Source organism: Nitrosospira multiformis ATCC 25196, assembly GCF_000196355.1.
Lineage (GTDB): Bacteria > Pseudomonadota > Gammaproteobacteria > Burkholderiales > Nitrosomonadaceae > Nitrosospira > Nitrosospira multiformis.
This window is the reverse complement of record NC_007614.1, coordinates 2,884,054-2,896,780: the sequence shown is the minus strand read 5'-3', so window position 1 is coordinate 2,896,780 and position 12,727 is coordinate 2,884,054. Positions and strand designations below refer to the sequence as shown.

General features: G+C 51.2%; 10 protein-coding genes. All 10 read left to right on the top strand.

The annotated features are described in order from the left end of the window. Positions 1-357 precede the first annotated feature (357 nt). The 10 genes from NMUL_RS13180 (at position 358) to NMUL_RS13135 (ending at position 12,725) form a co-directional block, all read left to right on the top strand. Positions 358-969, top strand: coding sequence for an XrtA/PEP-CTERM system exopolysaccharide export protein (locus NMUL_RS13180; protein ID WP_373365293.1), 612 nt, complete (start codon positions 358-360; stop codon positions 967-969). A gap of 338 nt (positions 970-1,307) precedes the next feature. Next, entirely contained in the window at positions 1,308-2,840 is a 1,533-nt protein-coding gene (locus NMUL_RS13175; RefSeq protein WP_011381816.1) for an XrtA system polysaccharide chain length determinant, read from the top strand. A gap of 304 nt (positions 2,841-3,144) precedes the next feature. Beyond that, positions 3,145-3,942 (top strand): XrtA-associated tyrosine autokinase, encoded by a 798-nt coding sequence (locus NMUL_RS13170; RefSeq protein ID WP_011381815.1) that lies wholly within the window; start codon positions 3,145-3,147, stop codon positions 3,940-3,942. An 82-nt stretch (positions 3,943-4,024) separates the two neighbouring features. Next, positions 4,025-5,611: a TIGR03016 family PEP-CTERM system-associated outer membrane protein gene (locus tag NMUL_RS13165; protein ID WP_011381814.1), complete on the top strand. Its 1,587-nt coding sequence runs from the start codon at positions 4,025-4,027 to the stop codon at positions 5,609-5,611. A 13-nt stretch (positions 5,612-5,624) separates the two neighbouring features. Then, positions 5,625-6,629: an XrtA/PEP-CTERM system-associated ATPase gene (locus tag NMUL_RS13160; RefSeq protein ID WP_011381813.1), complete on the top strand. Its 1,005-nt coding sequence runs from the start codon at positions 5,625-5,627 to the stop codon at positions 6,627-6,629. 125 nt (positions 6,630-6,754) lie between these two features. Beyond that, the gene (locus NMUL_RS13155; protein ID WP_011381812.1) at positions 6,755-7,600 is read left to right on the top strand and encodes an XrtA system polysaccharide deacetylase; all 846 of its coding nucleotides are present in this window, start codon (positions 6,755-6,757) and stop codon (positions 7,598-7,600) included. Beyond that, positions 7,597-8,682 carry a FemAB family XrtA/PEP-CTERM system-associated protein gene (locus NMUL_RS13150; RefSeq protein ID WP_011381811.1) on the top strand — a complete coding sequence of 362 codons (1,086 nt, stop codon included), beginning with the start codon at positions 7,597-7,599 and terminating at the stop codon, positions 8,680-8,682. The genes NMUL_RS13155 and NMUL_RS13150 overlap by 4 nt, the downstream gene beginning before the upstream one ends. Before the next feature lie 4 nt (positions 8,683-8,686). Beyond that, complete coding sequence (locus NMUL_RS13145; protein WP_011381810.1) at positions 8,687-9,892, top strand: TIGR03087 family PEP-CTERM/XrtA system glycosyltransferase; 1,206 nt, start codon at positions 8,687-8,689, stop codon at positions 9,890-9,892. 54 nt (positions 9,893-9,946) lie between these two features. Continuing rightward, positions 9,947-11,536 carry an exosortase A gene (gene xrtA / locus NMUL_RS13140; RefSeq protein ID WP_011381809.1) on the top strand — a complete coding sequence of 530 codons (1,590 nt, stop codon included), beginning with the start codon at positions 9,947-9,949 and terminating at the stop codon, positions 11,534-11,536. After that, a complete protein-coding gene (locus tag NMUL_RS13135; protein WP_011381808.1) occupies positions 11,520-12,725 on the top strand; it encodes a TIGR03088 family PEP-CTERM/XrtA system glycosyltransferase in 1,206 nt (401 codons plus the stop codon). Before xrtA ends, NMUL_RS13135 begins: the two co-directional genes overlap by 17 nt. Positions 12,726-12,727: the final 2 nt, after the last annotated feature.

The window sequence follows — 12,727 nt, the reverse complement described above, 5'->3', positions numbered from 1 at the left end:
TTTGTACGGAATTTAACATACTGTGCCATAAGGGTGTACTAAAGTCCAATTCGCTCCCGCTCCTCAAGTTGATAGGATGCGAGGCATGTTCCAGCGTATGGATGAACCGGAGGGACGTTGCACGGCCGAGTCGGGAGGCTTGGATTGTCGGCCATTGAGGTTGCAGGCATTCTTCCAGGTGGCGTTGCTGAAATGCGGTACGGTACACAGTTATATTGCTGTTTGCGGGCACATGAATACTGTCTTGACAGGTGTATTGACTTATAGCATCTTTATTTTACATTAAAGGTCAATAACCCTCTTCGACTCAGGCATTTTCTAATCAACAAAAAAGGAAATTCGGTGAACCCCCTTCGTATCCGTACCGCAACATGGTTCTCTTGTTTTGCTGTTGTACTTCCCCTTCTTTCCCTTGGGGGTTGCAAAACCTACCCCTCCTTGAATCCAGATGAAAAACCCGTTGCACACGATTACCTGATCGGCCCGGGAGATAATGTCGATATCATTGTCTGGCGCAATCCCGAAGTTTCCATGGCGGTGCCCGTTCGGCCTGATGGCAAGATTACCACCCCTCTGGTAGAGGATCTGTCGGCAAGTGGAAAGACCTCGACGCAGCTTGCGCGAGATATCGAGGAGGCATTGTCGAAGTACATCCAGCAACCGGTCGTGACGGTTGTGGTGACAGAATTTGTAGGTCCATATTCCGAGCAGATCCGGGTGATAGGGGAAGCAGCCGAACCTCAGGCATTGCCTTATCGGGAGGAGATGACGCTGATGGACGTCCTGATTGCGGTAGGTGGTATGACTGATTTTGCCGCGGGTAATCGCGCTAGGATAGTACGTAACGTGGATGGGAAACAACATCAGTTCAGCGTGCGGTTGGACGACCTGATCCGGGATGGGGATGTGACGGCCAACGTACCCATGAAGCAGGGAGATGTACTTGTCATACCGGAAAGTTATTTCTGATCGAGCGAATTCCACTGCGGCGGCTTAATCTTCCTGTAATGGCATTTCGATAAGGTTTTCATTGCCCGGTAAGTTGAAATGAAGAAGAAGAAAATCATTCTAGGAATAGGGATAGAAACAGCGGCTTGTTCCATTCCGGTTTCTATTCCTCCAGCGGTTACAATGAGACAAGACATTCATCCTATTCGATAAGCGCAATATATTATTTTTCAGCTCAATGAAGCAGCAGGTACTAATGCCAGGGATAATGAAAATCCTGGCCGAAAACTATTCCAAGACAACGGGAGTGTGTTTATTCTCCCCATCATTGACCGCATCTCTGAGGACCGTTTGACAATATGGAGGAGCTGACAACCCAACTGCTGGTTTACCTGAAAGGGATATGGAAATATCGTTGGGCTGCTGTGGCGGCAGCCTGGGTCGTCGCGGTGATCGGCTGGGTCATCGTTTATAAACTCCCTGATGATTACCAGGCGTCCGCCAGGATTTATGTCGATACGCAAAATGTGTTGAAGCCGTTGTTGCAGGGCATGACGGTTTCCCCAGATACGCAGCAACAGATTTCGATCATGAGCCGTACCCTGATCAGCCGTCCCAATGTGGAGAGAGTCATTCGCATGGTGGATCTGGATATCAAGGCAAAAGACACCAAGGATCAGGAAAGGCTCGTGAAGGAGCTCATGGATAAAATCAAACTGGGGACCACGGGACGGGATAACCTCTTCACTATTTCCTATAACAACCAGAATCCAAGGCTCGCCAAAGAGATTGTCCAATCTTTATTGACCCTTTTTGTTGAAGGGGGACTTGGGAACAAGAGCCAGGATTCTTCATCGGCCATACGCTTCATTGATGAGCAAATCAAATCCTATGAGGAGAAGCTGATCGCAGGGGAAAATAATCTCAAGGCATTCAAACAGAAAAACATCGGAATAATGCCGCAACAAGGCAATGATTACTATTCACAGTTGTCGCAGGCGATGGACGATCTCAATAAAACCAAGCTGGAACTGCGCGAGGCCCAGCAGGCGAGAGATGCGATCAAACGCCAGATCACCGGTGATGAACCTGTTCTCCTCGTGGATCAGGGTGAAAGCGGATCGGCTTCATCGATAGTCAATGTGGAACTTGATTCTCGAATCCAGGCTTTGAACAAGAATCTCGACGCACTCAGGCTAAACTACACGGAGTTGCACCCGGATATCATTGCAGCGAAACGGCTCATTGCCCAGCTTGAGGAACGCAAGATCGAAGAGGCCAAACTGACCAGGAACGGCTCGGATCCGGGCAAAAACTATAGTCCGATGTTGCAGCAACTCAATGTGGCACTGGCGGATGCGGAAGCTGACGTGGCATCCATGAATGCCCGGGTGGAAGAATATAGCGCTCGTTACGAGCGCCTCAAGTCCTTGAGCAATGCAGTGCCGCAGGTTGAAGCTGAACTGGCCCAGCTCAACCGGGATTATCAGGTAAACAAGGCAAACTACGAAAAACTTCTCGAGCGGCGCGAATCAGCCAAAATATCGGGAGATCTGGGTTCCACCACAGACCTGGTTTCGTTCCGTGTCATTGATCCCCCGACAGTTTCTGACAGGCCCGTTGGCCCGGACCGGGGAAAATTCTTCTCCATCATTTTCCTGGGTTCTTTGCTGGCGGGGATCGGTATAGCCTTCGTTATCAGCCAGGTTAGGCCTACCTTCCACAGCCAGACCAGTCTGCGGGAAATTTCGGGTAAGCCGATACTGGGGTCAATTCCGATGATCTGGACAGATAAGGAAAAGGTAAAGCGCAGAAAGCGCCTCTATGCATTCGGATTATCCTTGCTGTCCTTGTTAGGCCTGTATGGCATCCTTATGCTGAAGATAGCGTGATTCATACTCTGAAAGATCATCGAGTCGATGCTGGAAATTTGATGACGGAAACCTGTTCCGGCGCATGGTCTACATCTCTCTGATCGTTGCCTTGAAATCTGTTTTGATGAAGTTTGTATTGCTTCAGCCCAATTTTTTTCATTAATACTTCAGGCCGGCGACTGAATCAATTCAGAGTTCAGCAGTGTGGCAGAATCATTTAATTAATATCTCTTTAACCACCATTCCTGTCACAATTCCCCGTTAGGTGCAGTAATTCTATAAAACCGGACGCAGGGGACCTCGGAACAGAACGGGAGAGCACGTGAGCATAATTGAAAAGGCTGTAGGCAAATTGGAAAAAGGGGTACTGTCGAGCGCACAAGTACCTCCATCGGTTTCGGTAAATCCTGATCAGAAGCTCGATAGCGATATACCCGAGGCAAAAGGGGGCGAAAAAAAAGTCCCGCCAAATACGGCTCTCACATCCAATCGGGTGAACCTTGATCTGGTCAAGATGCGCCAGTACGGTATCGTCACCCCCGATCAGGGGAGAACGCAAATAGCGGAGCAGTTTCGCGTGATCAAGCGACCGTTACTGACCAATGCCTTCAATAAAGGCCCGGGCATGATCAAGAACGGCAATCTCATCATGGTTACCAGCGCGCTCGCCGGCGAAGGAAAGAGTTTTTGTACTGTCAACCTTGCAATGAGTATCGCGATGGAGATGGATCGCACGGTTTTACTGGTTGATGCGGATGTTGCGCGGCCCTCGATCCCAAAAATCCTGGGTGTAGGAACAGAAAGGGGTTTGCTGGATCTTCTTGTAGAGGAAGATCTGCGCCTGCCGGATGTACTAATCAAGACTGATGTCGAGAAACTCACGCTCCTTACCGCAGGAAGGCGGCATTCACACTCCACCGAACTTCTTGCTAGCCGGAATATGGGAGAATTGTTGAAGGAACTTGCAGAACGTTATGCTGACCGTGTCGTTATTTTTGATTCTCCCCCCTTGTTGCTGACAAGCGAGGCACGGGTACTGGCAAGCCAGATGGGGCAGATTGTTCTGGTGGTTGAGGCGGAAACGACGTCGCAGCAGGCCGTCAAGGAAACGCTGCGGTAAATTGAGTCGTGTGACGTGGTAAACCTGATCTACAACAAGACCAAGACATTTTCTGGCGGAGAATATTACGGCTACTATTACCATGAGAGCGCCTGAGAACAAGTGTCGGCATGACATCTTGTCTTCTCCAGCTTGCGCTGTAGCCGGAATCATTCTATTGCTTTTGTCTTATTCTCCTTGCTCCAGAGCGGAGGAGTGGAAAATTCTTCCGCGGCTGAGTTTGATAGAGACGTATTCCGACAATTTGAGGCTAAGTTCGGGAGGATCTGGGAGGGGAGATTTCGTTACTCAAATCAATCCGGGTATTTTGCTGAACGGCACTGGCCGGCGCTTCAACCTAACCGCCGACTATACGATGAATAACCTCATCTATGCGCAGAACTCCGACCTGACGAGAATAAGACAGCAACTAAGCGCGAAGGGAACTGCCGAGCTGATGGAAGATTTTTTTTTCGTGGATGGAACCGCCATCATTGCTCAGCAGAACATCTCGTTGCTTGGACCCCAAGCGCTAAATAATGTGAATGTCACAGGCAACAGGGCCGATGTTAGGACATTTAATGTCAGTCCCTATATCCGCCACCGTTTCAAGGATTTTGCTTCAGCCGAATTACGCTATGGCCATAACATAGTAACCTCAAACGCAAACTTGCTTCAGAATAGCCAGGCCGACAACTTTTCTGCGCTTGTGAATAGCGGCACCGATTTCGGGAAGCTGCATTGGGGTTTGAGCTACAGTCACAGTAGGATTCATTTCGACAGGACGGATCGAACCGTCGAATTGGAGCGCTCCGTTGGCAATTTGCGCTACATGTTTACACCCCGGTTCGGTTTGACCGGAATGGGAGGTTATGAGAGGAACAGCTTTCTGTCGATCAGGGGAAACCCTTCGAGTCCGACATGGACAGCAGGTTTCGTATGGACGCCGAACGAAAGGACAAACATCGTAGCGAATGCCGGGCAAAGGTTTTATGGCGCTACTTATTTTGCGCAAGCCATACATCGTACCCGCTTGACTATTTGGAATTTTAACTACATCGAGGAAATTACGACGTTCAATCAGCAGTCGCAGCTCGGCAGCGCAGGCAGTGCATTTGGCGTCGCGAATTCCCTGAATCAGTTGCTTGGGGCACAGTTTCCCAATTTCTCTCCCGAGATCATTCAACAAAATGTCGGCCTCTTGCTAGGTCCCAATTTCTCCGGTTCTTTTCTTGTTCCCAGTAATTTTTTTACAAACCGGCTCTTTCTACAGAAGCGACTGGAGGCTTCTGTTGCCCTCAATGGTGTCAGGAATACTCTGGTATTGAGAGGATTCAATATGTCACGCAAAGCCTACTCACCTGAAGATGTGGATCTCGACCTCCTCGGCGCGGCAAATGCGGCGCTTCTCAACCATACAATACAAACGGGCGGCAATGCGCTGTGGAGTTACCGGGTTTCGCAGTTCACAACGGCCAATCTCACCTTTGGGTACACGCGCTTCACTTTTCCCAATTCGGAAAGGAAAGATGATGTCAGGCTTATCAGTACCAGTCTGACCCGGCAATTCCCGCAGATATTGCCTAACTTGAGCGCCACCATTCAATACCGGCGCAATGAGAGAGATTCCAATCAAGGGGGAGATTACCGTGAGAACGCCGCAATAGCCTTTGTGAACATGACTTTTTAGCAGAACAGAAGAAGTGTATACATCATTTTATGGGTTCAAGGCCAAGCCATTTCAACTGAGCCCGGATCCCAGTTTCTTTTTCGGCAGCAAAGGACATAACCGTGCAATGGCCTACCTTGAATATGGGCTGGCGCAAGCGGAGGGATTCATTGTCGTTACGGGAGAAGTGGGCGCGGGGAAAACCACGTTGGTCCGTAATCTGTTTCGACAACTGGAGCCGGAAAAGATCGTTGCTGCTCAAATCGTCAATACCAGTCTGGATTCTGATGACACATTGAGGATGGTCGCGGCGGCGTTTGGGTTACCCCTGGCACAGGGGAATCCGGGGAAGACACCTGTGCTCGTCGCACTCGAAAAATTCTTCCGACAATGCGAGCAACAGGGTAAGCGCGCGCTTTTAGTGGTGGACGAGGCGCAAAATCTCTCCCCCCAAACTGTGGAAGAACTGAGGATGCTTTCCAATTTTCAGGGAGATAACAAGTCTTTGCTGCAAACATTTCTTCTCGGGCAGCCGGAGTTCAGGAAAACCCTCCTTGGTAATGATATGCAGCAGTTGCGGCAAAGAATCACTGCAACCTATCACCTCGGTCCCATGGATCGGGCGGAAACGAAATCCTATATTGAGCACAGATTAAAGACTGTGGGCTGGGGGGGGAATCCCGGATTTGATGAGGAGGCTTTTGACGCCATACATCAGTATACAGGAGGTATTCCGAGAAGGATCAATGCGTTGTGCGATCGCCTCCTGCTGATGGGCTATCTCGAAAAGCTGCAGCATTTCGGAGTATCTGAAGTGAACGAGGTCATCCGGGATATCCAGCAGGAGTTTGACGCGGTTGAAGTCGAGGCTGGACTATTGTCGGGAGATAAAACTTCCCCCTTGAAGGAAGAGCAGTTCGCTATCGGCCTGGAGGAGATGAGCAACCGGATTGCGAAGCTGGAGGAAACCGTTGTTTCCCTGATGGGTCTGCTCAAGCAGATACTCTCTCTGGCTGACGTGAACAAGCGGCTCCGCTAGAAGTACGTCTGCCATGCGCAGTCCAACAAGGTCGGTCAAGAAATACCGATGAGCATGAGGGCGAGATTACGAGGAAGCCGCGTCCGGCGCAGGTATTGCTATTCGAGTTATACGAGATTTTTAAAATGAGTCCTGACCCTATTCGAAATGCAATGACGATCGACGTCGAGGATTATTTCCAGGTTTCCGCCTTTGCGGCTCATATTCCGAGAGACTCATGGAACTCCATCTCCTGCCGTGTAGAAAATAATATCGATCGGATTCTTTCATTGCTGGACGAGAGGGAGGTAAAAGCAACCTTCTTTACTTTGGGGTGGATTGCAGAGCGTTATCCCGCAATGGTGAGGCGGCTGGTTGCAGAGGGCCATGAGCTGGCAAGTCACGGGTGGGGCCATCATCGGGTTTGGGAACTGGATGCTGACGAATTCAGGGAGGACATTGTTCGCAGCAAGGCGCTCCTAGAAGATATTTCCGGGCAACCCGTACTCGGGTATCGGGCGCCGAGTTTCTCCATAGGACACCAGAATGAATGGGCGCTGGATCTGCTCGGGGATGCGGGCTACCGTTATAGTTCCAGTATCTACCCAATCCGGCATGATCACTATGGAGTTCCCGATGCTCCGCGGTTCGCTTATTACCCCCGCAACAACACCCTGCTGGAAGTCCCGATTACAACGGTACGACTGTTCCAGAGAAATTTCCCTGCAGGTGGTGGGGGTTATTTCCGGTTATGGCCCTATCCTGTCTCCCGCTGGTTTCTGCAGAGGCTGAATCATTTCGAGGAGCGTCCTGCAATCTTCTATTTCCACCCATGGGAAATAGATCACCAGCAACCGCGCCAGAAGGGGATCAGCATGAAAACACGTTTTCGCCATTATCACAACCTCCATCGAATGGAAAACCGACTCCGGGCGTTGGTTCGCGACTTCAGGTGGGATCGGATGGATAGAATTTTTCTGGAAGGTGCATGAGTCCACTGGCGTATTCGGTTGCAAATGTGAATTTGGAGTCTTCGCATCCAACTGGCGCGTTGTCGGTAAACCTGCTTTCCGGGAGGGATGTTAGGCGATGGGATGATTTCGTATCGTGCTGCCGGGAAGCGACCTTCTTTCATCGGGCAGGTTGGCAAACCGTCATTGAACGTGCCTTTGGTCATAAAACCTGGTTCCTTTACGCGGAATGCGAAGGGGAAATTCAGGGGGTGCTTCCCCTGGCGGAGATCAATAGCCGTTTGTTTGGTCATTCACTGAGTTCCCTGCCTTTCTGCGTGTATGGAGGAATTGCTGCGGATTCGCAAACTGTCCGGGATGCACTGGACAGATCCGCCCAAAAGCTGGCCCAAGAGTTGCAAGTAGACTATCTCGAATACAGGAATCTGAAACCCCATCACGCCGACTGGCACGGAAAGGACCTTTATGTCACCTTTCGCAAGGAGATAGCGTCCGAGATCGAACAAAACATGAGCGCCATTCCACGCAAGCAACGGGCAATGGTGCGAAAAGGTATCAAGGCAGGACTGGAAAGTGTCGTTGATCAGGATATAGAACGTTTTTTTTCAGCTTATTCTGCCAGCGTGCATCGCCTTGGCACCCCGGTTTTTTCGAGGAAGTATTTCCGCCTGCTCAAAGAAGTGTTTGCGGAAGATTGCGAGCTGATGATAATCGTGAAGGATAACCGCACCATCTCCGCCGTGATGAGCTTTTATTTTCGGGACGAAGTCTTGCCCTACTATGGAGGTGGGACCGGGGAAGCGCGCGAGGTAGCGGGAAATGATTTCATGTATTGGGAACTGATGCGGCGGGCATGCGAAAAGGGGTGCAAGGTTTTTGATTTCGGACGCAGCAAACGCGGGTCGGGTTCTTTCGATTTCAAGAAGAACTGGGGATTTGAACCGCAGCCTTTGCACTATGAGTACCAACTCCATCAGGCAAAGGAAGTGCCGGACCATAATCCCCTCAATCCCAGGTATCAGATCTTCATCAAGGCTTGGCAAAAGCTGCCGCTGGGTCTGGCAAACCTCGTCGGTCCGCACATCGTAAGAAATCTGGGCTAGATTCATGCGCGAATTGCTTTATCTGGTCCATCGAATTCCTTATCCCCCGAATAAGGGGGACAAGATCCGGTCCTATCATCTGCTGGAACATCTGGCACAACACCACCGCGTCCATCTTGGCACCTTTATCGACGACGAGGGGGACTGGAAATATATCGAGAAGGTAAGAAGCCTCTGCGGGGAAACCTGTTTCATCAACCTCCATCCAGGGATGGCCAGGGGGCGCAGCCTTTCGGGATTGCTTTGCGGGAAGCCCCTTACCCTTCCCTACTACTGGAACCCGCGCCTGCAAGCATGGGTAAATCATGTACTTGGCACAAGACCTGTTGAGAATATCCTGATCTTTTCCTCAGGAATGGCGCAATATGTAAGTCGGGTGCAGCATATCCGCCGGATTATCGATTTTGTCGACATTGATTCGGACAAGTGGATGCAATATTCGACATCAGCAGGCTGGCCGATGAACTGGATATACCGAAGAGAATCGAGATTGCTGCTGGGCTATGAAAAGGAGATCGCGCGCGCATTCGACAGCGCCACTTTCGTCTCCGAGACAGAAGCCGACCTGTTTCACAGATTGCTACCCGAAGCTGCTGCAAAAGTGACTCACTTCAATAACGGCGTCGATGCCAATTATTTTTCACCGCAAAATAGCTATCCCAATCCGTATCCGGAGGGGAAGCGCATTCTTGTGTTCACTGGCGCGATGGATTATCGGGCCAATGTTGACGCAGTTGCCTGGTTTGCAAGGGCTGTTTTTCCGGCGATCCGCGCGAAGCTACCGGAAGTCGAATTCTATATTGTCGGAGCACGCCCATCCGATACCGTAGCAGCTCTCTCGGCATTTCCGGGCATCAGGGTAACGGGGTTCGTGTCCGACATCCGGCCCTATCTGGCGCATGCCTCGCTGGTGGTTGCGCCGCTACGCATTGCGCGTGGAATACAGAACAAAGTCCTGGAGGCAATGGCCATGGAGAAAATCGTCATAGCTTCTCCGTCGGCTGCGGAAGGCATTCGCGCGCGAAGGGAGGAGGAACTGGTGGTTGCCCTTGATGAACAGGACTTCGCCCATCGGGTTATCTCCTTTCTCCAGAACGGCGAGCATCCTGGAATCTGTCGAGCTGCAAGAGTGCGCGTGCTGGAAGATTACAGCTGGAAAAATGGTTTGGGACGTATCGACAGACTCCTGTCACAACCCCAGGCAGTTTAGGCAGAATTCCTTGTACTACCATTGGCGGAGACAATTTCGAGTGGAGCGAGGCATATGAATGCAGGAGTCCGCCAGGGCATCGCCCCGGACCCCTCACTGGCACTGGAGCATGAGGGGTTGAAAGCAGGCGCTCTGCTTGCGCTCGGGGTCATTGCGGGAATTCTCCTTGCTTATCATGAGACAACCTGGTCCATGATTTCCACCTGGGCCAGATCGGATACGTTTGCTCATGGCTTTCTGATCTTTCCGTTCAGCGGCTATCTGATCTGGGGAGAGCGCAAGCATCTCGCCACTCTTTTTGCGCGTCCCAATCCCAAAGTTCTGTTCGTGCTTGCGATTCTCGGTTTCAGCTGGCTTCTGGGAACCTTGGCAAGTGTGCAGGTATTTGCGCAATTCATGGTGATAGCGATGATTTCCGCCGCCGTCTGGGCAATCCTGGGAAATCAGATAGCATGGGCACTGGCCTTTCCATTAGCCTACCTCCTGCTCGCCGTACCTTTTGGCGATGCATTCATACCGCCGCTGATAAACTTTACCGCGGACTTTACCGTGACAGCACTTCAGCTGACCGGAATTCCTGTCTATCGCGAAGGCAATTTTTTTACCATTCCCAGCGGCAATTGGTCGGTGGTTGAAGCCTGCAGCGGGCTGCGCTACCTGATTGCATCCTTTACGCTCGGAACCCTTTATGCATACCTGACCTATCGGAGCCTCAGCCGTCGGCTGATATTTATTGCCCTGTCTCTGATCGTGCCGATCCTTGCCAACGGTATCCGCGCCTATCTGATTGTAATGACCGGCCACCTGAGCGATATGCAGCTCGCGGTGGGCATCGACCACCTGATTTACGGATGGGTATTCTTTGGCTTTGTAATGCTGGTGCTATTCTGGATCGGATCCTTCTGGCGCGAAGATGAGAACAGGTTTGAGGCCGGCTTTACAGCGCAGAGCTCGACAGGAAATAACCGCGCTCCTGGAGGTGATTCCACCTTGATAAGGACAATTTTCACTGCTGTCGCGGCTTTAAGCATAGCCGTCATCTGGCCGATATACGCGGAGTGGCTGGAAAGGAAGATTTCCTACGGTACGGAAGAAGTGGAAATCCATATCTTAGATACATCCGGCAAGTGGCAAGGTAGCCCGGAACCCCTTTCCGATTGGAAACCCATATACACGGGTTCGACTGCTCAGTTTCTGAGAAATTACCGGAATAACGGACAGTCGGTAGATCTTTACATCAGTTATTACCGCGACCAGAAGCAGGGTGCTGAATTGATCAATTCCGAAAATGTGCTTGTAGCGGGAAAGGGATCAAAATGGCATGAGGCTGGCGAAGATATGCGCAGAATCCTCCTGGGTTCGCAGGAAGAAATCGTCAAACAGAACCGGTTGCACTCCTCTTCGGCATCGCTGCTTGTGTGGCGATGGTATTGGATAGGAGGTGAGGAGACCGCAAATCCGTATTGGGCAAAGTTCCTGCTGGCCAGGAATAAGCTCCTGGGAAGAGGCGACGATGCGGCTGAGCTCATTGTGGCAACACGATACGAGGACAGCCTCGATGAAGCAGCTTCAGTGCTTCAGGATTTTATTATGGATAGGGCGCCTGCAATAACGGGCGCACTTCGAAATGCAGCCAACCGTTAGTGACAGGCTGCGGTTGAGTCCCGCGGAACACGTCAAGCAGCCGCCTCTCATTGCTCATGTGATTTATCATCTGGGGGTGGGGGGACTGGAAAATGGCGTAGTCAATCTCATCAATCATATTCCACCCGATCGCTACCGGCATGCCATAGTTTGCCTGAAGGGGTATTCGGACTTCAGGAGCAGGATTGTCAGCGAAGACGTGGAGGTTATCGCGTTGAACAAGCGCGATGGACATGATTTCAAGCTATATATCGATCTTTTCAGAGCGCTCAGGCGCTTGAAGCCCGACATCGTGCATACCCGTAATCTGGCTGCCATGGAAGGTCAGGTGATTGCAGCTCTTGCGGGGGCGCGGGCAAGAGTCCATGGCGAGCATGGGCGGGATATGTTCGACCTGCATGGTAAAAACCGTAAATATAATTTATTGAGAAAAGCGATTCGTCCGTTTATAAACCATTTCATCACCGTCAGCAGGGATCTCGAAAGCTGGCTTGTCGATACGGTACGGGCAGCGCCGCATCGCATCAATCAAATCTACAATGGCGTAGACAGCCGACGCTTTTATCCGCGTAAAAGCACATCCTTGAAGAACAATAGGGTTCAGGGAGCGATTCCGGGATTTTTCAGGGAAGATGCCTTTGTCATTGGCAGTGTCGGCCGCATGGCAGATGTGAAGAATTACCTCGGCCTGATAGAAGCATTTTTACTTTTGCTGAAGGAAATGCCTGCGGCTCACGAAAGACTTCGGTTATTGATTGTCGGGGCGGGGAGTACCCGGCAGCGCTGCATTGAAAAGGTGCGTGAAGCGGGAATCGAAGGACTTGTCTGGTTTCCCGGTGAACGGGACGACATTCCTGAACTCATGCGCAGCATGGATCTGTTTGTGCTTCCTTCGCTTGGAGAGGGCATTTCCAACACCATTCTCGAGGCTATGTCTACCGGCTTGCCCGTCGTCGCCACCCGGGTGGGAGGAAATGCGGAACTGGTTGAGGAAGGCATGACAGGAATGCTGGTTCCGCCGGGATCGGCAACTGCGCTGGCAGGAGCCATACAGGAGTATTACAGAAATCCGGAGCTGTTGATAGAACACGGCCGCGCTGCCCGAAAGCAGGTCGAGGCAAGGTTCAGTATGGAAGCCATGATGTCCGGATATCTTGAAGTCTATGACCGAGTGTTACGTAGGGTATAACG

Excerpts from the sequence above, each read along its gene's own strand:
- NMUL_RS13155 (WP_011381812.1), top strand. The coding sequence starts at position 6,755 with ATGAGTCCTGACCCTATTCGAAATGCAATGACGATCGACGTCGAGGAT.
- NMUL_RS13165 (WP_011381814.1), top strand. The coding sequence starts at position 4,025 with ATGAGAGCGCCTGAGAACAAGTGTCGGCATGACATCTTGTCTTCTCCA.
- NMUL_RS13150 (WP_011381811.1), top strand. The coding sequence starts at position 7,597 with ATGAGTCCACTGGCGTATTCGGTTGCAAATGTGAATTTGGAGTCTTCG.
- xrtA (WP_011381809.1), top strand. The coding sequence starts at position 9,947 with ATGAATGCAGGAGTCCGCCAGGGCATCGCCCCGGACCCCTCACTGGCA.
- NMUL_RS13145 (WP_011381810.1), top strand. The coding sequence starts at position 8,687 with ATGCGCGAATTGCTTTATCTGGTCCATCGAATTCCTTATCCCCCGAAT.
- NMUL_RS13135 (WP_011381808.1), top strand. The coding sequence starts at position 11,520 with ATGCAGCCAACCGTTAGTGACAGGCTGCGGTTGAGTCCCGCGGAACAC.
- NMUL_RS13175 (WP_011381816.1), top strand. The coding sequence starts at position 1,308 with ATGGAGGAGCTGACAACCCAACTGCTGGTTTACCTGAAAGGGATATGG.